Consider the following 17277-nt stretch of genomic DNA (forward strand, 5'->3'; position numbering starts at 1 on the left):
GCGGCGGGCGTTCCCGTAGAGCACTCGATCGACTATCGTCGATTATCGATGAATCAGCCGAACCGCACCAGCACCGCCGTCGACGCCGAGGCCGCCGAACTGTACGCAACGTGGTTCAAGGCGCTTGCCGACCCCACCCGCATCCAGCTGCTGCACCTGCTCGCGGCCGAAGGCCGGCCGATGAGCGTCGGCGAGATCGTCGAACGCTCCCCGGTGGGCCAGTCGACGGTCTCCCACCATCTGAAGGTCCTCGCGGAGGTGCGCTTCGTCCTCCCGGAGAAGCAGGGCACGTCGACCCGGTACGCGGTCAACCGCACCTGCCTGACGGTCTTCCCGGCCGCCGTCGCGGCCATCCTCGCCGAACACGCCTCCGACCGCCCCCAGGAAGGCGACCATGGCTGCTGACACCCGGGTCGTGCCGATGACCGCCGACCACGCGGCCCAGGTCCTGGCGATCTACCAGGCCGGCATCGACGAGGGCAACGCCACCTTCGAGACCGCTGCACCCACCTGGCAAACGTTCGACGCGGCCAAACTGGCCGAGCACCGCTTCGTGGCCCTCGACCGCACCGACCGCGTCCTGGGCTGGATCGCGGCGAGCCGGGTCTCCGACCGCTGCGCCTACGCGGGCGTGGTCGAGCACTCGGTGTACGTCCACCCCGACGCCCGAGGCCTGGGCGTCGCCGGCCGGCTGCTGCGGGCGCTGATCACCTCCACGGAGGAGGCCGGGATCTGGACGATCCAGTCCGGCGTGTTCCCGGAGAACACCGCCAGCCTCGCCCTCCACGCCCGGACCGGCTTCCGGGTGATCGGCACCCGCGAACGCATCGGCCGCCACCACGGAGTCTGGCGGGACGTCCTCCTGATCGAGCGTCGTAGTCCATCGGTCGGCTGACCTCGCCAGGTCCGACCGCCGTGGGTCGGGACGTCAGCCTCGGTCGTCGAGGGTGAGCTGGCGGCGGTGGAAGTCGAAGTGCCGGGTGGGGTAGCGGTAGATGTCCGCGAGGGTCATGTAGTCCTTGAAGAACGGGTCCCAGCGGACGGGGTAGTGCATGCCGCGAGCGAGATCGGCGTCCGACTCGCGGTCCAGCCCTCGGTGCAGGGCGGCGATGACGCGGTCGAACTGCGCGCCCATCCGCCGGGGACCGATGACCTTCACCGCCCCGCACGGCCCCAGACGGTTGACGAGGTCGAACGGAACGGTCGCCGCATCCAGTACACGTGCGAACGCCCGGCTGACACCGCGCGGCAGGCGCCCGAAGAGGCGAACGAGCACGAGCAGCGCCCGCACCACGAGGTAGCCGAACAGCATGTGCCACAGCAGCTGCTCGTTCGTCCATCGCGTCCCGCGAGTGGGGCGGGCGAGGTCGTCCGTACCGGCCGCTGCCAGCAATCGGTGGAACTCGGCACGTGCCCGATCCAGCTCGCCGTGGACCACCTGCCGATCCAGCGGCCCGCTTCCGGCCATGGTAACCGGTCCTCTCCGTCGACCCGCATGCGCTTGGACGCCCCTGGGATTGCCAGGATGCCCGTCTCGCAGACTTCCAGTCGTCCGGCGTCGAGATCGGGGCATCAGTGGCCGGTGATTGATGCGGCAGACGTCCGCCTCGTCGCAGACGGCCGGATTGGTGGCGGAGGCGGTGCGCATCGGGGGGCAGAGCAGGTGGTGCCGCCGACCACCACCCACGCGGGGGTGCAGGGCCGATCACCGGGGCAGCGTCTGGGTGATGCGCCACAGGCGGCGCGGCAGGTCGCCTTCCTCGAAGGGGTGGACCTCGGTGAGGGTCCACCCTTCGGCGAGCTCGTCGACCAGGTGGCGGGGGAAGAAGTGGACGGCGAAGCCGCCGTGCTCCCAGATGTCGTCGCCGTGTCCGGTGCCCGCACCGTAGTGGGCGTCGCCGGTGTGGCGGACGGTGTAGACGAAGACGCCGCCCGGCCGCAGGACTCGGCGGACCTCCGCGACCAAGGCACGGATCTCCTTGGTGGACAGCGCCATGCACAGCAGCATGTGCGCGAAGACGGAGCCCACCGAGGCGTCGGCGAGCGGCAGCGGCTCGCGCACGTCATGCACTGCGGTGGTGACCTTCTCGGCCAGGCCCTCGGCGGTGGCCCGCGCGCGGAGCTGGTCCAGGCCCACCGGGCTGAAGTCGGTGGCCAGCACGGTGAACCCCGAGCGGGCGAAGAACAGCGCGTCACGGCCATGACCGGCACCCAGTTCCAGCACATCGCCCGCATCTGCGGCCCGGAACACCTCGGCGGCGTGAACCGCAGGGTCCGAAGGCCGGTCGCCGTACATGCCGGGATGGGCTCCGTAGGTCTGCTGCCAGTGTTCCTGCTGGGCCTCGGCAAGCTCCCGGCCCTCATGCATCGCAGCTCCTCGCGCTGTTCCGGCCTCCCCGGGGCTGTTGACAGCCTAGAACGCTCCCGGCGATGCCTCCGCGGCGACCTGGACATTGGACTGCACCACTTCGGGCACCGACCTGAAAGGCCCGTACGTCCAGGGCCGGCCCGGGCAGCGGTTCATCCACCTCTCGTGGGGCACCGTCGACGGCACCAACACGTTCACCGTGTTCCGCCGCGCCAAGCTCATGCTCGATGCCGTCGGCCCGGCCGTCCTCACCGCTGCCGCACGTTCGGGGTGGCTGGTCGCCCGCCTGGGCGTAACCGATGCCAGGGGACAGCCGTCGTGTGCGGCCGTCCGCCCACCGCGCGTCGAATGGTTCGCCGGAGCCCCGATCTGATCCCTTGGGGATTCCGGATCGCCTCCGCACGGTGGCACGCGCGTGAGGGCTCAGCTCAGCCGGTCTCTGATCTCCTGGACTGCGGTGCGGGCCGTCCGGCCGACGCCGATGAGGGTGGCGGAGGCCGGGCCGGTCCAGTCGCCGTAGCCGAGCAGGTGGATGCGCGGGTCCGTCTCGGCGCGGGTGCCGACGGTGGCGATCCGGCCGCGTTCACCGGTCCGCAGGCCGAGCGGGGCGAGGTGGTGCAGGGCGGGGCGGAAGCCGGTGCACCAGATGACGGCGTCGGCGGGCCAGACGGTGCCGTCGGCCCACTGGGGGCCGTCCGCGGTGAGGGCGTGGAACATGCGGTGGTCGGTGAGGAGGCCGGCGTCCCGTGCCTCGCGGACGGGCGGGGTGGCGACGATGTCGCCGAGGTCGGAGATCCGTTCGCCGCCGTGCTGGACGCGGCGGGTGGCGATCTCGAACAGGGCGCGGCCGTCGATGTGGTCGGGCAGGAAGCGGGCGGGCCGCCGGGTGACCCAACGGACGGCGGCGGCACGGCCGGTGAGATCCGCGGCGATCTGGGCACCGGAGTTGCCGCCGCCCACGACGACGACCCGCCGGCCGGTGAAGTCCTCGACCCGATGGTAGTCGCGGGTGTGGAGCTGGCGGCCGGTGAAGGATTCGCGGCCGGGGACGGCCGGGACGAAGGGCCGCCACCAGGTGCCGGTGGCGCTGATGAGGGCCCGGGCGTGCCAGGTGCCGTCGTCGGTGCGGACGATCAGGCCGCCGTCCTCGGCGTTCTCCACGGCGCGGACGTGCACGGGGCGGTGGACGGGCAGCTCGTACCGCTTCTCGTACTCGGCCAGGTACTGCACGACGTGGTCGGCATCGGGCCAGTCCTTTCCGGTCTGGCCCGTCATCGGGCGGCCGGGCAGCGAGGAGTAGGCGGCCGGGGAGAACAGGTGGAGGCTGTCCCAGTAGTGCTGCCACGCGCCGCCGGGCGACGGGGCGGCGTCGAGGATCGCGAAGTCCGGTCCGGCGCGCCGCAGGTAATAGCCCGCGGCAAGGCCGGCCTGGCCCGCTCCGACGACCAGGACCTGGACGCGCCGGACGGCGCTCACGAGGCGTCGGCCTTGCGGCCCGCGCGGTGCGTGAAGATCAGCACCACCAGCGCGAGCCCCACGACGCCGCCGATGAGCTGCATGCCGATGAACCCGGGCACCGAGGACGGTGCGATGCCGGCGAAGGTGTCGGTGAACGCCCGGCCGATGGTGACGGCCGGGTTGGCGAACGAGGTGGAGGAGGTGAACCAGTAGGCGGCGCCGATGTAGGAGGCGACCGCTACGGGGGCGAACCGCAGCAGGTCGCTCTTGCCCAGGCCGAAGATCAGCAGGACCAGGCCGGCCGTGGCGACGACCTCGCCGAGCAGCAGGTGCCCGGCGGAGCGGTCGTGGGTGGACCACTTCACCAGGGCCTGGCCGAACATCGCGTCGGCGAGGATCGCGCCGGCGATCGCGCCGGCGATCTGCGCCGGGATGTAGGCGGCGACCTCCCGCGCTCCGAGGCCCTTGGGGTCGCGGCGTCCGGTCCACCACTCGGCGAGGGTGACGACCGGGTTGAAGTGCGCGCCGGAGACCGGGCCGAGCAACAGGATCAGCACGCCGAGACCGAAGACGGTGGCCAGCGAGTTGGCGAGCAGCTGCAGGCCGACGTCCTGGGTGAGTGCGGTGGCCTGGATGCCGGAGCCGACCACGACCGCGACCAGGGCGGCGGTGCCGACCACCTCGGCCACCACCCGGTTCGGCAACGGCACCGCGGGCGGCTCGACCGCCAGCGGCTCCTCGGTGCCCTCCGCGTTCGCATGGTTCACGGGCTCAGTCTCGGATCTCGTCTCGTCCATGACGCTCAAGGACACTCCTCGTACAGGGCGGGACAGGCCGCCGGTGGGGGCTGTGGGGGTTTCAGCAGGAGCGTTTGCGGCCCGCTGCCCCGCGGGCGGTGGCGGCCAGCCCGGCGAACTCCGCCGCGACGGCCTCGAGGGCGTCGGGGCGCAGCGAGTAGTAGGTGAAGCGGCCGCACGGCTCGGTGTCGACCAGTCCCGCGTCCCGGAGGATCTTGAGGTGGTTCGACAGGTTCGTCTGCCGGGCGCCGGTCTCCTCGACGAGGTGCGTCGTGCACAGGGCCTCCTGGGCCAGCAGCGCGAGGATCTGCATCCTCAGCGGGTCGGCCAGGGCCTTCAACACGTCACTGTCGACTGACATCACCATAGGCTGATACGTTAGCGGTCGTCGGGGGAAATCCCAAGCACACGGCCCTGCCGGGCCTGGGATGCGCCGCGCCCCGGCCGCGGGTCTCGATGAAGGAAGAACCATGCCCACCACCGCTTCCGCGTCCGTGCTGTTCGTCTGCATCCACAACGCGGGCCGCTCCCAGATGGCCGCCGGCTTCCTGCGCCACCTCGCGGGCGACCGCGTCGAGGTCCGCTCGGCCGGTTCCATGCCCGGCGACCGGGTCAACCCGTCGGCGGTCGCCGCGATGGCCGAGCTCGGCATCGACATCTCCGACCAGCAGCCCAAGGTCCTGACCACCGACGCCGTCCAGGCCTCCGACTACGTCATCACCATGGGCTGCGGCGACGCCTGCCCGTACTTCCCCGGCAAGAAGTACCTGGACTGGAAGCTCGACGACCCGGCGGGTCAGGGCGTCGAGGCGGTCCGCCCCATCCGTGACGAGATCAAGCGCCTCATCGAGGGCCTGATCGCCGAGATCGACGCCAAGCAGCAGGAGAGCTGACGCCCATGGGCGAGAACGCCGACGTGCGCGAGGTCGTCATCATCGGCTCCGGCCCCGCCGGGTACACCTCCGCTCTCTACACCGCGCGCGCCCAGCTGAAGCCGCTGCTGTTCGGCGGCTCCGTCTTCGTCGGCGGCTCGCTCACCACCACGACCGAGGTCAGAACTTCCCCGGCTTCCCGAACGGCATCGACGGCCCGGACCTGATGGACGACATGCGGGCCCAGGCGCAGAAGTTCGGCGCCGGCGGTGTGACGGACGTGGCGGGGCCGCACTCTGACGGGGCGTCGGCCCGCAACGGAGACCGGGCCCGGCCCGTCGTGGTTTCGACACGACGGACCGGGCCCGGCCCTTTTGATTCTGTCCTCTGCTCCCCGGGCTCGGACGGCTGCCGAGGAGAGCGCCGGGGTTTCCGGACGCTCCAGACGCACCGTGCGGTCGCGCAGCCGCTGCACCTGCGCCGGACCGTGCGGGCCGGACACGGCCGCTGGCGCTGGCCGTTGGACGGTGCCCGGGCCGGGGAGTCCAGCCGGCTGCGGACCTCGTTCCACAGACCCGCCTCCTTGAGGGCCTGTTCCACGCGCTCCTGCGTGTCCGCCCGGGACGCGCGCACCAGGTGCCCACCGCCGCCGCGAGGAAGCGCAGATGAGCCTGCCGCATCACCCGCATCTGCGCCGGCATCCGGACCACCCGCCCGTCGATCACCCTGCCGAGGAACCTGCCGCGAGTCCTTCCTCGGCGATCGAGAACAGGACGAAGCACCCCACGGCTCCCGACAGGCGATCCGCCTCGAAGGGTCGGCCGATGCTGTCATCCCGTTGCATGCCGGACGGCATTTTCGCAGGTCATCGCTCACGTCCTCGCGGCTTCAGGGGAAGCGGCGGCAGCTCCGGGGCCCGCAGGCGATCACCGTCGTAGCCGTGCACCTCGCCGAACCGAGCCCCCTTCTCCCAGTCCCTCCTCGCCTGTACGATCTCCTCACCGGATCGCCCGACGAAGTTCCACCACATGACGAGCTGCTCCTCGAAGGGTTCGCCGCCGAGCAGCAGCAGCGCCGCGTCGGCGCGGGCGAGCAGCGGCAGTTCGCGGCGCCCGCAGCCGAGGTAGAGGATCGAGCCCGGTTCGACCGGGACGCCGTCCACGTCGACGCTGCCCGTCATCGACAGCACCGCGTACTCGAAGCCCGGCTCCAGCGGCAGCCGGTGGGCCGCGCCCTCGCGGAGGGCGAGGTCGGCGCCGACCAGGGCGCTGTAGGTGGTGCCCGGCGAGGTGGCCCCGTCCAGCGTGCCGAGGAGGAGCCGCGCGCGCAGCCCGCCCGCGGTGACCTCCGGCAGATCGGCGTGGTGTTCGAAGGCGGGTTCGGTGTGGCGGTGGGCGTCGGGCAGGGCGACCCAGAGCTGGGCGCCGTGCAGCAGCCGGGCGTGCTCGCGCGGCGATTCCTCGGAGTGCGAGATCGCCCGGCCCGAGGTCATCAGGCCGAGTTCGTACGGCCGGACGGTCTGCAGGCTACCGAGGCTGTCGCGGTGCAGCACCTCGCCCTCGTGCAGCCAACTCACCGTCTGGAGTCCCATGTGCGGGTGCGGGGGCACCTGCATGCCGGGCTCGTCGGCGATGTCGTCCGGGCCGTAGTGGTCGACGAAGCACCAGGCACCGACCATCCGCCGCCCCAGGGTGGGCAGCAGCCGGCGCACCACGGTCGACTCGCCGAGCGGCACCTGACGGCCGGCCACCAGCTGCTTCACCGGACCGTCGGAGGCCTCGCCGCCGCAGCGGGAGGCGGCGGGGCGGACGTCGAGGTTGCTCATGCCGCGAGTATCCCCCCGCACCCGGCCGCGGCCCGGCAGGCGCGGGACGGGCGAGCCGCGGGCGGCACGGGTGGACCGGGAGGGCCCGCCTCAGGCCCTGCGGGCGAGGGCCTGGCCGAGGAAGGCGGTGGCGTCGGGGAGGACCCGGCGCCAGAAGCCGTCGGTGTGGGCGCCGCGCGGGAAGTGCGTCTCGGCGGCCCGGTCGGCGAGCTTGCGGGCGGCCGGGCAGAACGGGTCCTCGGTGCCGCACCAGACGGCGAGCCTGCGGGTGAGCGGCCGGTCGAGGTGGCGCAGCGGCTCGTGCGCCTCCCAGTCGGCCTGGTCCTGGTACGCGTCGACGGGCCGGGCGTCCCCCCAGGAGGTGAACAGGGCGGGGCTGAGCAGAGCCGCGGCGGCGAGTCCGCCGTTGCGGGCGCGGGCGTACTGGAGGGCGCCGGAGCCGCCCATGGAGATGCCGAGCACGCCGGTGGGGGCGGCCAGGCCGCGGGCGGCGAGCCAGCCGGGGACTTCGTCCAGCAGCATGGCCATCGGGTCGTCCCCGGGGGTGCGGCGGTGCCAGTAGGTGGCCTCGCCGCCGTCCACGGCGACCAGGTGGAAGGGCGGCACGCCCTTGGCGGTGGCGGCGGCCAGGAACTGCGGCAGTCCGAGGTCGACGAGGGCCGCCGCGGAGCCACCGCGGCCGTGCAGGGCGAGGCAGACCGGCAGGTCGCCGCGGGGCGCGCTGCCGGGCGGGGAGACGACGGTCAGCTCGATGCGGCGGCCGCGGGCCTTGGAGGCGAGCTGGTCGGTGCGGACGGGGCCGGGCTCGACGGCCGGGACGGTGCCGTCCGGGCCGGTCATGCCGATGGCGCGGCGCAGCCGGGCACCGCCGGGCAGCACGTCCTCGATCACGGCGCCGCCGACCGCCGCGGTGCCGACGCCGGCGACCAGCAGCGCCCGCAGGAATCCGCGCCGGCCGGTGCCGGTCTCCGGCTGCTCCGCGGCCGGCGGGCCCTCCGGTCCGCCGGCCGGTGCCCCGTCCCCGGGCACGGCGCGCCGCACCCCACGGGACTGCTCCGGGATCCTCCCGACCTCCGCGGTCGTTCCGGCCGTCCGTTCCTCGCCGCTCGCTCCCAAGGCCCCTCCCCCGATCGATCTTGGGCCCCCACTCTACGGGCCGTCAGTTCCGGCCTCCCCGACCGCCCTTCCGGCAAGCCCCGGCCGCCCTCCGGCCCGTGCGCGGCCCGGACGGCCGCGCCCGCCTCAGTGGCGGCAGGCCCAGTGGGCGCCGGCGGTCGCCGCGTCGGCCTGGGCGCGCAGGGCGCGGACGGCCTCGGCCGGGTCCGCGGCGTTGTAGACGGCGGAGCCGGCGACGAAGACGTCGGCCCCGGCCTCGGCGCAGCGCTCGATGGTGGAGGGGGCGACGCCGCCGTCGACCTGCAGCCACAGGTCGAGGCCGTGCTTGGAGATCAGCTCCCGGGTGCGACGGATCTTGGGCAGCATGATGTCCAGGAAGGCCTGGCCGCCGAAGCCCGGCTCCACGGTCATGATGAGGATCATGTCGAGCTCGGGCAGCAGGTCCTCGTACGGCTCGATGGGGGTGGCGGGGCGCAGGGCCATCGAGGCGCGGGCGCCCTTGGCGCGGATCTCGCGGGCGAGCCGGACGGGCGCGTCGGCGGCCTCGACGTGGAAGGTGACCGAGCCGGCGCCGGCCTCGACGTACTGCGGGGCCCAGCGGTCGGGCTGCTCGATCATCAGGTGGCAGTCGAGCGGGGTGTCGGTGGCCTTGGCGAGGGACTCGACGATCGGCACGCCCAGCGTCAGGTTGGGGACGAAGTGGTTGTCCATCACGTCCACGTGCAGCCAGTCCGCACCGCGGACGGCCTCGGCCTCGTCCGCCAGGCGGGCGAAGTCGGCGGAGAGGATGCTGGGGTTGATCTGCGCCATGTCCGGGTACCTTCACAGCTCGGTGCGGGCGTTTCGTCTGCGGCCGCCTCCTCCCATCATCGCGTGAAGCGGTGGCCGGAGGTGAACGCCGGGGCTCCGGGGTGACCCGCATCACAGACCCGATCACCGCAGGTCCGCTCAGGGGGGCGACGGCAGCACCGTGTGCGCCCCGGCCCGCACCAGGAGCCGCACGGCTCCGGAGAGGCTGTCAGTCCGTGGCCGAACACGTCCATCCCGCCCGTGCCCTGTGGTGGCTCTTCGAGCCGGTGCACGCCCTCACCTACTTCGCGCCGGAGGGCCGGGCCGCCTACGAGGCGGTCGGCCTGCGCGGTTACTGGCGCGGCTACTTCGGCGGCCGGGCGGCCCCGCTCGGCCCGGTGGACGCGGCCCCGGTGGCCGCAGCCTTCTTCAACTTCGCGCCGTCGATGGTCGAGCGGGCCCTGCCGGACATCTGGCGGCGGGCGTCGCCGGAGGCGGCGCTGCAGGCGCGGCTCGCGGGGGCGCGGGCCACCCTGGGGCGGGTCCTGGAGGCGGTGAAGCCGGACCTGGTCGACCGCTCGGCGGACCTGCTGGAGCGCGCGGTCGACGGACTGGACTGCGGCGGCCGGGTGCTGGCCGCCGCCAACGCGGCGCTGCCGCGCCCCGAGGACCGGCTCGGCCGGCTCTGGCAGGCGACGACGGTGCTGCGCGAGCACCGCGGCGACGGCCATGTCGCCGCCCTGGTCTCCGAGGGGCTGGACGGCTGCGAGGCGCTGGTGCTGCGCTGCGCGCTGGACACCCGCCGCGAGGTGCTGCAGCCGCACCGCGGCTGGACGGACGGGCAGTGGGACGCCGCGGCGGCGCGTCTGGCCGAACGGGGCTGGCTGCACGGCGACGGCACCATCAGCGCGGAGGGCCGTGCCCGGCACCGCGCGCTGGAGGCGGTCACCGACCTGGCGGCCGCCCGGGTCTGGGACGGCTTCCACCGCGCCGAGCTGGACGAGCTGGCGGCCGCGCTGCGCCCGATCGCCACGGTGTGCCGGGCCGAGCTGCCGCAGGCCAACCCGATCGGTCTGCCGGCGGCGGGCTGAGCCGGGGCTGCGGCACCGGTGGAGCCCGGGGTACCCCGGGTCAGAGCTCGGCGGGCGCCGTCCGGGCGGCGCGGGCGCTCCACCGGCCGTCGTGCCGGGCGATGCTGATGGGGTGTCCGAAGCAGGCGCTGATCAGCTCGGTGGTGACGACCTCCTCGACAGGCCCGGCCGCCACGCAGCGGCCCTCGCGCAGCAGCAGGGCGTGGGTGGTGGTCTCGGGCAGCTCCTCCAGGTGGTGGGTGACCAGCACGGTGGCGAGGCCGGGGTGGCGCCCGCGCAGCAGGTCGAGGCTGCCGAGGAGGAGTTCGCGGGCGGTGAGGTCGAGTCCGGTGGCGGGCTCGTCGAGCAGCAGCAGCCGGGGCTGCGGCATCAGGGCCCGGGCGATCAGGGCGCGGCCGCGCTCGCCCTGGGAGAGGGTCGTCCAGGGGTCGTCGGCGCGGTGCGCCATGCCCATGGTGTCCAGCAGGTGTTCGGCGTGCGCGGACTGTTCGGCGGTGGGGCGCCACCGGGGTTCGGGTTCGATGCTGTTGGTGAGTCCGGTCAGCACGACGGTGCGGACGGGCAGCGGGGAGCGCAGCGGGTGGCGCGGGTTGACGTGGCCCAGGTGGGTGCGCAGGGCCCGGATGTCGACCCGGCCGAGCCGTCGGCCGAGGACGTGGACCTCGCCGTGGGTGGGGTGGGAGACCGCACCGAGCAGGGCGAGCAGGGTGGACTTGCCGGCGCCGTTGGCGCCGAGCAGCGCCCAGTGCTGGCCTGCCTCGACGGTGAGGGAGACGTCCCGCAGCAGGTAGCGGCCGTCGCGCACCACGTCCACGGCGTCGGCGCGCAGCAGCGGCGCGTCGGGCAGCGGTTCGGCACTGGTCACGGCGGCCTCCCGGGCGCGGTCGCGGCCGTACGGATCGGTTCCGGCCGGCCTCGGGCATCCGGATGATCTCAGACTTCGGCGGCCGGTGCGTTCGTGCGCCGTCCGTCGGACGGGCCGCCCGCCCGCACCCGCGGGCGCACCGCCCGGAAGGGAGTACGCGCTCCGGGCCGCGACCGGGACGCGACCGGACGGGACACGACCGGACGGAACGCGGGCGGACGGGACGCGGGCGGCGGCCGGGCGGTCTCAGCCCTTCATCAGGGCGTTGAGTTCGCCGTAGTCCAGGGCGTCGGCGAGACCGGTGTAGGTGCCGGTGGCGGCCAGTTCGGCGGCGACCTTGCGGACGACCGCGTACGCGGCCTCGGCGACCGAGGAGCCGAGGCTCACCCGGGCGACGCCGAGGCCGGACAGCTCCGCCACGGACGGGGCGCCGGGGCCGGCGAGGATGTTGACGGGGGCGTCGATGCCCGCGGTCAGGGCGGCGACGACCGCGGGGTCGGTGACGCCGGGGACGAAGATGCCCGTGGCGCCGGCCTCCAGGTAGGCGGCGGCGCGCTCGGTCGTCTCCTTGAGCCGGGTCTCCCCGGTCCCGACGGCGCGGAGGTAGGTGTCCACGCGGGCGTTGATGTAGAGGGGGATGCCGGCGTCGTCGGCGGCCCGGCGGGCCGCGGCGATCCGTTCGGCCTGTTCCTCGGCCGGCCGCAGGCCGGGGCCGCCGTCCGTGCGGGCGTCCTCGATGTTGATGCCGACGGCGCCGGCCGCGAGGACCTCGGTGACGGTGGCGGCGACGTCGGCCGGGGTGGCGCCGAAGCCGCTCTCGATGTCGGCGGTCACCGGGACGGACACGGCGTCCACGACCCGGCCGATCAGGGCGATCGCCCGGTCGCGGTCGAGGTGGTTGCCGTCCGCGGCGCCGAGCCCCCAGGCGACGCCGGCGCTGGTGGTGGCGACGGCCTTGGCGCCGGCCGCCTCGACCAGGCGGGCGCTGGCGGCGTCCCAGGCGTTGGCCAGGGCCAGCGGCGCGGCGGAGTCGTGGAGCGAACGGAACAGCTGGGCCTTCTGGTGCTGTGCAGTCATGTCCCGTATTGGACCAAGGCGGTGGGGTCGGCCGCTCGCGGTTTCGCGACACGGCCGTCGACCGGGGCGCCGGACCTGCTCGGCCGGGCGGGTTCCGGCCCACCCGGCCCGGCGAAGGATTCCGGCCTACTCGGCCCGGCGCGGGGTGGGCGGCCCGAGGACGACGCCGCGGCCGGCGTAGAAGCGTTCCAGGTCGGGCCAGGGCACCCGGGCGTGCTGCTGCGACTCGCCGGGGAAGCCGGAGGGGTTGTGGATCAGCAGGGCGTCGTCGTCCGCACCGACGGCGAGCACCAGGTGGCCGCCGGTCCGGGACGGGGCCGGTTCCAGGGTGCGGATCGACGGGTGGACGGAGATCATCGGCAGTCGGCCGGCGTCGAGGTGGCCGCGGAGTTCCGCGGCCGGCAGCAGGGCGCGGGCGTCCGCGAACAGGCCCCAGCGCCCGCGGACGTAGGCCGCGAAGGGGGCGTGGACGAGCCCGTCGAGCCGTCCGTCGGGGTGCCGGACGTAGGCGCCGGCCTCGCGGCTCTCCTCGGCGAGCCGCACGATCGGCGGGGCGACGCCCCACCAGTGGTCGAGCGCCATCCGCAGGCAGGCCATGCCGCAGGCGCGCCACGACCAGTACGCGTACTCGTCCGGGTCCGGCGCGCCCGACTCCTCCCAGCGCGGGTCGTCCTCGGCGAGGACGGTGCCGGCCAGGATGTCGGGGACGAGCTCGGGGGATTCCCACTGCGCGTAGTAGGGAACCGGGTGGCTGATCGGCTGCACAATGATCATTCTGACGCACGGCGGGACGGCTCGCCTCGCCGGTGGGGCCCGGACGCGCACGCCGCCCGGCAGGTCCGGGCCGTGCGCCTGCGCCCCACCGGCGCGGCTCAGACGATGCCGGCGCCCCGCAGCAGCCAGCGGTTGGTGCGGCCGACCAGCCCGGCGCGGTCGAGCACGCCGACCACCTTGGCGGCCATCTCGGTCTTGGCGGCCCGCCAGTTCGGGTTCCGCTTCGCGGCCCGGCGGCCCTCCTTGGGGTCGATGCCGACGGCGGCGTACACCCTCGGGTTGATCAGGTGGGTGGTGGCGACGTGGATCACGATGCCCATCAGCAGCTGCTCGACCCGGCGGCGGACGGGCCCGAGGTCCTGGCGGACGAGCTCCTCGCGGGCGTAGGTGATGTGCCGGGACTCCTCGATGACGTGGATCCGGGCGACCTGGCGGGAGAGCGGCTGGAGCGACTCGTCGGCCATCATCTCGCGCTGGAAGGCGTCCAGGATCTCCTCGACGTACATCGTTCCGCCGAAGGTCTGGCTGTGCGTGGAGATCGCCTTGAACACCCGCCCGAGCTCGTGGGCGAGCCGGCCCGGGCCGTAGGCGGGCGCGCCCATCCACGCGATCATGCGGGCGAACATCACCGAGTGCCGGCACTCGTCGGCGATCTCGGTCAGCGCGTACTGGACGTGCGCGGTGGTCGGGTCCCGGTCGAAGGCGTGCCGCAGCAGCATCTGCATGAGGATCTCCTCGAACCAGATGCCGACGCTGGCGACGGCGGCCACCTCGTGCTTGCTGAGCTCGATCCGCTGCTCCTCGCTGAGGCGCTCCCACAGGTCGGTGCCGTAGAGGGAGATCCGCTGCGGTGCGATGTAGTAGGCGCCGGGCACGGGCCGGCTGTCCCAGTCGACGTCCTTCAGCGGGTCGAAGGACAGCTTGGCGGAGGAGGCGAGGAGGCGCTCGGCGGTGCGCCGGCGCTGCACGTCGCGCTCCTCCAGGACGGCTGCGGTGGCCTTGCGCGCGGTGGTCGCCATGGGGTCCGCTCCTCGGTCGCTCGGGTGGGGTCTGCCAGGACCGTAGACCGTATTAGATTGACCGTCAATAACTCGCGCAGCACGAATCGCCCCGGCACCCCGGGGGCCCGGCAAGACCCGAAGGAGACGGCCTAGAGGTCGATGCCGAGGACGTAGACGGTGTCGGACGCCCGGTCGAGCCAGAAGGACGCGTGGGCCGGGGCCTGCGGGGCCAGTTCGGCGTCGAGCGAGGGGCAGCCGATCCAGGACGCGCCCTCGGGCCCCTTCCCGGCGAGCTCCTTCTGCCAGTCGCCGGTGAGGTCCGGTGCCGCCAGCGGCGCGCACTCCCGACCCGCCGTCAGTTCGGCGATCCGGCCGGGCGGCAGCCGAAAGAAGCCGGCCAGCCCCGGGTCCGGCGAGGGCAGCAGATCGCGCGGCCCGTCGGTGGACCGCCAGGTGCCGGAGACGGCCGGCCCGAGCCGGGGGAACACCTCGTCGAACCAGTCGGTCGAGGTGTACCGGTCCTCCGCGCGCGCCTCGTCCCGCTGGACGAGCAGCGTGCACCCGCCCAGGACGACCGCCCAGAACGCGGCGAACACCCCGGTCACCACCCACACCGACCTCGGCACCGCGCGCCGCTGCGCCTCCATGACGCCCCCTCCCCCGTGTCCTGCCCGGGCTCGGCCGCCCGGGCAGGACATCCGTTCTACCAGGCGTAGTCCTCCGGTGCGGTGCGGTGGCCCGGGAAGATCTCGTCGAGGCGCTCCAGCGCCTTGGCGTCCAGGGTCACGTCCAGCGCGCGGTTGGCGGCGTGCAGCTGGTCCAGGGTGCGCGGGCCGACGATCGGCGCGGTGACGCCCTCGCGGGAGAGCAGCCAGGCCAGCGCCACGTCACCGGGCTCGTGGCCGAGTTCGGCGGCGAGGTCCTCGTACGCCGCGATCTGCCCGCGGTGCTTCTCCAGGGTCTCGGCGGACCGGCCGGAGGCCCGGCGGACCCCCTCGCGCTCCTTGCGGAGCACTCCGCCGAGCAGGCCGCCGTGCAGCGGCGACCACGGGATGAGGCCGAGGCCGTAGTGCCGGGCGGCGGGCAGGACCTCCAGCTCGACGCTGCGCTCCAGCAGGTTGTAGAGCGACTGCTCGCTGCTCAGGCCGAGGAAGTTGCGGGCCCGGGCGGTCTCCTGGGCGCGGGCGATGTGCCAGCCGGCGAAGTTGCTCGACCCCACGTAGATGATCTTGCCCTGGGCGGTCAGCACCTCCATCGCCTGCCAGATCTCCTCCCACGGAGTGGCCCGGTCGACGTGGTGCATCTGGTACAGGTCGATGTGGTCGGTCCGCAGCCGCTTGAGGCTGGCGTCCACGGCGCGGCGGATGTTGAGCGCGGAGAGCCGGCCCTCGTTGGGCCACTCCCCCATGTCTCCGTAGAGCTTGGTCGCGATCACCGTCCGCTCGCGGCGCCCGCCGCCCTGGGCGAACCAGTTGCCGATGATCTCCTCGGTGCGGCCCTTGTTCTCGCCCCAGCCGTAGACGTTGGCGGTGTCGAAGAAGTTGATGCCCAGCTCGTGGGCGGTGTCCATGATCCGGTGGGCGTCGGCCTCCTCGGTGTGCGGACCGAAGTTCATGGTGCCGAGGCAGAGCCGGGAGACGGTGAGGCCGGTGCGGCCGAGGTGGGTGAACTCCATGATTCCCACCCTCGGCCACACCGGCGGCCGCTGTCCAGGTTTTCGTTCAGGCGGTGGATCAATTCCGCCCGCCCGGACGGCCCCGCCCGCGGCCGCCGGGCACGAGGTCTCAGGCGGTGCGCCGCAGCAGCGCGAGGTACATCGCGTCGGTGCCGTGCAGGTGCGGCCAGAGCTGGACGTCGGGGCCCTCGCCGAGCCCGGGCAGGCCGGGCAGCAGCGGCCGGGCGTCGATCCACTCCACGCCGCTCTCTCCGCGCAGCACGTCGTCGACCACGGCACGGGTCTCGGCGAGGTGCGGCGAGCAGGTGGCGTAGCCGACCACGCCGCCGACCCGGGCGGCCCGGATCGCACCGCGCAGCAGGTCCCGCTGGAGCGGGCCGAAGCCGGCGATGTCCTCGGGGCGGCGGCGCCAGCGGGCCTCCGGGCGGCGGCGCAGCGCGCCGAGGCCGGAGCAGGGCACGTCGACCAGGACGCGGTCGAAGCTGCCGGGCGCCCAGGCGGGCCGGGTGCCGTCGGCGGCGATCACGGTGTACGGGCCGGGGTTGCCGGCGAGCGCGCGGGCCACCAGTCGGGCGCGGTGCGGCTGCTTCTCGGAGGCGACCAGGGCGGCACCGCGCTCGGCGGCGATCGCGCCGAGCAGCGCGGCCTTGCCGCCGGGTCCGGCGCAGCCGTCCAGCCAGACCCTGTCCGGACCGTCGAGCGGCGCCGCGGCGAGCGCGAGGGCGACCAGCTGGCTGCCCTCGTCCTGGACGCCGGCCCGGCCCTCGCGGACGGCGGTCACCCCGGCCGGGTCGCCGCCCTCGGCGAGCCGCAGCGCGTACGGGGACCAGCGACCGTCCACGCCCTCCGGCAGGGCCTCACGGAGTTCGTCGACGGTGGCGCGGCCGGGGCGGGCGACGAGGGTGACCTCGGGCCGGTCGTTGTCGGCGCGCAGCAGGTCCTCGACGGCGGCGCGGCCGGAGGCGTCCGGCTGCCAGCGGCCGAGGGCGTCCCAGAGCGAGGAGACCACCCAGCGCGGGTGCGAGTGGACGACCGCGAGGTGGTCCTCGGCGTCCTCGTCGTACGGCGGGGCGACCTGCTCGATCCAGGCGTCGAGGTCCTGCGCGCTGATCCGGCGGAGCACCGCGTTGACGAACTTGGCCCGGCCGTCGCCGAGCACCACCCGGGCGAGTTCGACGGTGGCGGAGACCGCGGCGTGGCTGGGGATCCGGGTGGCGAGCAGCTGGTGGGCGCCGAGCGCGAGCACGTCGAGCACCGGCGGGTCGACCTCGCGCAGCGGCCGGTCGATGCAGGCGGCGATGATCGCGTCGTAGGTGCCCTGCTGGCGCAGGGTGCCGTAGACCAGTTCGGTGGCGAGGGCGGCGTCGCGGCGCTCCATGCCCTTCTGCTCGGCCTCGCGCAGCAGCGGCGGCAGGACGAGGTTGGCGTAGGCGTCGCGCTCGTCGACGGCGCGCAGGGCGCGGAAGGCGACGATCCGGGCCGGGTCCTTCTTGGGGCGGCGGTGCGGGCGGGGGGCGCGCTTGGCGCTGGGCGTGGTCACGTGGTGCCTCGAATGTGCTGCGGACGGAA

19 protein-coding genes and 2 pseudogenes are annotated in these 17277 nt (G+C 74.2%); 6 read left to right on the plus strand and 15 right to left on the minus strand.

The window, feature by feature from the left end; translation table 11 throughout:
* The first annotated feature begins 48 nt into the window (after nt 1-48).
* Both AB0O09_RS13175 and AB0O09_RS13180 read left to right on the plus strand, forming a co-directional pair.
* Complete coding sequence (locus AB0O09_RS13175) at nt 49-405, plus strand: metalloregulator ArsR/SmtB family transcription factor (protein ID WP_363541702.1); 357 nt, start codon at nt 49-51, stop codon at nt 403-405.
* Entirely contained in the window at nt 395-895 is a 501-nt protein-coding gene (locus tag AB0O09_RS13180) for an N-acetyltransferase family protein (RefSeq protein WP_363541703.1), read from the plus strand. Before AB0O09_RS13175 ends, AB0O09_RS13180 begins: the two co-directional genes overlap by 11 nt.
* A gap of 33 nt (nt 896-928) precedes the next feature.
* Here AB0O09_RS13180 and AB0O09_RS13185 read toward each other — a convergent pair whose 3' ends face one another.
* On the minus strand, nt 929-1468 hold the full coding sequence (locus AB0O09_RS13185; RefSeq protein WP_363541704.1) for a DinB family protein: 540 nt from the start codon (nt 1466-1468) through the stop codon (nt 929-931).
* A gap of 237 nt (nt 1469-1705) precedes the next feature.
* The gene (locus tag AB0O09_RS13190; RefSeq protein ID WP_363541705.1) at nt 1706-2368 is read right to left on the minus strand and encodes a class I SAM-dependent methyltransferase; all 663 of its coding nucleotides are present in this window, start codon (nt 2366-2368) and stop codon (nt 1706-1708) included.
* A 67-nt stretch (nt 2369-2435) separates the two neighbouring features.
* On the opposite strand from AB0O09_RS13190, the pseudogene AB0O09_RS13195 reads away from it, so the two are divergent.
* A pseudogene (locus AB0O09_RS13195) lies at nt 2436-2741 on the plus strand (DUF5990 family protein); the annotation flags it as partial.
* A gap of 50 nt (nt 2742-2791) precedes the next feature.
* On the opposite strand, the gene AB0O09_RS13200 reads toward AB0O09_RS13195, so the two are convergent.
* The 3 genes from AB0O09_RS13200 to AB0O09_RS13210 all read right to left on the minus strand — a co-directional run bounded on the left by AB0O09_RS13200 (nt 2792) and on the right by AB0O09_RS13210 (nt 4990).
* Entirely contained in the window at nt 2792-3844 is a 1053-nt protein-coding gene (locus AB0O09_RS13200) for an ArsO family NAD(P)H-dependent flavin-containing monooxygenase (RefSeq protein ID WP_363541706.1), read from the minus strand.
* Complete coding sequence (locus AB0O09_RS13205) at nt 3841-4557, minus strand: aquaporin (protein ID WP_363541783.1); 717 nt, start codon at nt 4555-4557, stop codon at nt 3841-3843. The genes AB0O09_RS13200 and AB0O09_RS13205 overlap by 4 nt, the downstream gene beginning before the upstream one ends.
* A gap of 127 nt (nt 4558-4684) precedes the next feature.
* A complete protein-coding gene (locus tag AB0O09_RS13210; protein ID WP_363541707.1) occupies nt 4685-4990 on the minus strand; it encodes a metalloregulator ArsR/SmtB family transcription factor in 306 nt (101 codons plus the stop codon).
* Between the two features lie 103 nt (nt 4991-5093).
* On the opposite strand from AB0O09_RS13210, the gene AB0O09_RS13215 reads away from it, so the two are divergent.
* Nucleotides 5094-5516: an arsenate reductase ArsC gene (locus tag AB0O09_RS13215; RefSeq protein ID WP_363541708.1), complete on the plus strand. Its 423-nt coding sequence runs from the start codon at nt 5094-5096 to the stop codon at nt 5514-5516.
* 5 nt (nt 5517-5521) lie between these two features.
* A pseudogene (locus tag AB0O09_RS13220) lies at nt 5522-5760 on the plus strand (FAD-dependent oxidoreductase); the annotation flags it as partial.
* A 600-nt stretch (nt 5761-6360) separates the two neighbouring features.
* On the opposite strand, the gene AB0O09_RS13225 reads toward AB0O09_RS13220, so the two are convergent.
* The 3 genes from AB0O09_RS13225 to rpe all read right to left on the minus strand — a co-directional run bounded on the left by AB0O09_RS13225 (nt 6361) and on the right by rpe (nt 9246).
* Complete coding sequence (locus tag AB0O09_RS13225; RefSeq protein ID WP_363541709.1) at nt 6361-7320, minus strand: pirin family protein; 960 nt, start codon at nt 7318-7320, stop codon at nt 6361-6363.
* A gap of 90 nt (nt 7321-7410) precedes the next feature.
* Nucleotides 7411-8436 (minus strand): alpha/beta hydrolase-fold protein, encoded by a 1026-nt coding sequence (locus AB0O09_RS13230; RefSeq protein ID WP_363541710.1) that lies wholly within the window; start codon nt 8434-8436, stop codon nt 7411-7413.
* 126 nt (nt 8437-8562) lie between these two features.
* Complete coding sequence (gene rpe / locus AB0O09_RS13235) at nt 8563-9246, minus strand: ribulose-phosphate 3-epimerase (RefSeq protein ID WP_363541711.1); 684 nt, start codon at nt 9244-9246, stop codon at nt 8563-8565.
* Between the two features lie 215 nt (nt 9247-9461).
* Between rpe and AB0O09_RS13240 the strand changes: the two genes are divergently transcribed.
* Nucleotides 9462-10316 (plus strand): hypothetical protein, encoded by an 855-nt coding sequence (locus AB0O09_RS13240; RefSeq protein ID WP_363541712.1) that lies wholly within the window; start codon nt 9462-9464, stop codon nt 10314-10316.
* Nucleotides 10317-10356: 40 nt separating this feature from the next.
* On the opposite strand, the gene AB0O09_RS13245 is transcribed toward AB0O09_RS13240, so the two are convergent.
* From AB0O09_RS13245 to AB0O09_RS13275, 7 genes are all read right to left on the minus strand, one after another.
* Entirely contained in the window at nt 10357-11181 is an 825-nt protein-coding gene (locus AB0O09_RS13245; protein ID WP_363541713.1) for an ATP-binding cassette domain-containing protein, read from the minus strand.
* A gap of 246 nt (nt 11182-11427) precedes the next feature.
* Nucleotides 11428-12258: an isocitrate lyase/phosphoenolpyruvate mutase family protein gene (locus tag AB0O09_RS13250; RefSeq protein ID WP_363541714.1), complete on the minus strand. Its 831-nt coding sequence runs from the start codon at nt 12256-12258 to the stop codon at nt 11428-11430.
* A 126-nt stretch (nt 12259-12384) separates the two neighbouring features.
* Nucleotides 12385-13032 carry a C39 family peptidase gene (locus AB0O09_RS13255; RefSeq protein ID WP_363541715.1) on the minus strand — a complete coding sequence of 216 codons (648 nt, stop codon included), beginning with the start codon at nt 13030-13032 and terminating at the stop codon, nt 12385-12387.
* A 98-nt stretch (nt 13033-13130) separates the two neighbouring features.
* The gene (locus AB0O09_RS13260) at nt 13131-14051 is read right to left on the minus strand and encodes a diiron oxygenase (RefSeq protein ID WP_344624239.1); all 921 of its coding nucleotides are present in this window, start codon (nt 14049-14051) and stop codon (nt 13131-13133) included.
* Between the two features lie 131 nt (nt 14052-14182).
* Nucleotides 14183-14680 carry a hypothetical protein gene (locus AB0O09_RS13265; protein ID WP_363541716.1) on the minus strand — a complete coding sequence of 166 codons (498 nt, stop codon included), beginning with the start codon at nt 14678-14680 and terminating at the stop codon, nt 14183-14185.
* A gap of 56 nt (nt 14681-14736) precedes the next feature.
* Entirely contained in the window at nt 14737-15708 is a 972-nt protein-coding gene (locus AB0O09_RS13270) for an aldo/keto reductase (protein ID WP_363541717.1), read from the minus strand.
* Nucleotides 15709-15817: 109 nt separating this feature from the next.
* Nucleotides 15818-17248: a transcription antitermination factor NusB gene (locus AB0O09_RS13275; RefSeq protein WP_359982320.1), complete on the minus strand. Its 1431-nt coding sequence runs from the start codon at nt 17246-17248 to the stop codon at nt 15818-15820.
* Nucleotides 17249-17277: the final 29 nt, after the last annotated feature.

This window comes from Kitasatospora sp. NPDC093679 (assembly GCF_040683455.1).
Classification (GTDB): Bacteria; Actinomycetota; Actinomycetes; order Streptomycetales; family Streptomycetaceae; genus Kitasatospora; species Kitasatospora arboriphila.

Coding starts and splice junctions, on each gene's coding strand:
- AB0O09_RS13225 (WP_363541709.1), bottom strand. CDS start 7,320: ATGAGCAACCTCGACGTCCGCCCCGCCGCCTCCCGCTGCGGCGGCGAG.
- AB0O09_RS13270 (WP_363541717.1), bottom strand. CDS start 15,708: ATGGAGTTCACCCACCTCGGCCGCACCGGCCTCACCGTCTCCCGGCTC.
- AB0O09_RS13185 (WP_363541704.1), bottom strand. CDS start 1,468: ATGGCCGGAAGCGGGCCGCTGGATCGGCAGGTGGTCCACGGCGAGCTG.
- AB0O09_RS13255 (WP_363541715.1), bottom strand. CDS start 13,032: ATGATCATTGTGCAGCCGATCAGCCACCCGGTTCCCTACTACGCGCAG.
- AB0O09_RS13250 (WP_363541714.1), bottom strand. CDS start 12,258: ATGACTGCACAGCACCAGAAGGCCCAGCTGTTCCGTTCGCTCCACGAC.
- AB0O09_RS13215 (WP_363541708.1), top strand. CDS start 5,094: ATGCCCACCACCGCTTCCGCGTCCGTGCTGTTCGTCTGCATCCACAAC.
- rpe (WP_363541711.1), bottom strand. CDS start 9,246: ATGGCGCAGATCAACCCCAGCATCCTCTCCGCCGACTTCGCCCGCCTG.
- AB0O09_RS13210 (WP_363541707.1), bottom strand. CDS start 4,990: ATGGTGATGTCAGTCGACAGTGACGTGTTGAAGGCCCTGGCCGACCCG.
- AB0O09_RS13180 (WP_363541703.1), top strand. CDS start 395: ATGGCTGCTGACACCCGGGTCGTGCCGATGACCGCCGACCACGCGGCC.
- AB0O09_RS13265 (WP_363541716.1), bottom strand. CDS start 14,680: ATGGAGGCGCAGCGGCGCGCGGTGCCGAGGTCGGTGTGGGTGGTGACC.
- AB0O09_RS13260 (WP_344624239.1), bottom strand. CDS start 14,051: ATGGCGACCACCGCGCGCAAGGCCACCGCAGCCGTCCTGGAGGAGCGC.
- AB0O09_RS13190 (WP_363541705.1), bottom strand. CDS start 2,368: ATGCATGAGGGCCGGGAGCTTGCCGAGGCCCAGCAGGAACACTGGCAG.
- AB0O09_RS13175 (WP_363541702.1), top strand. CDS start 49: ATGAATCAGCCGAACCGCACCAGCACCGCCGTCGACGCCGAGGCCGCC.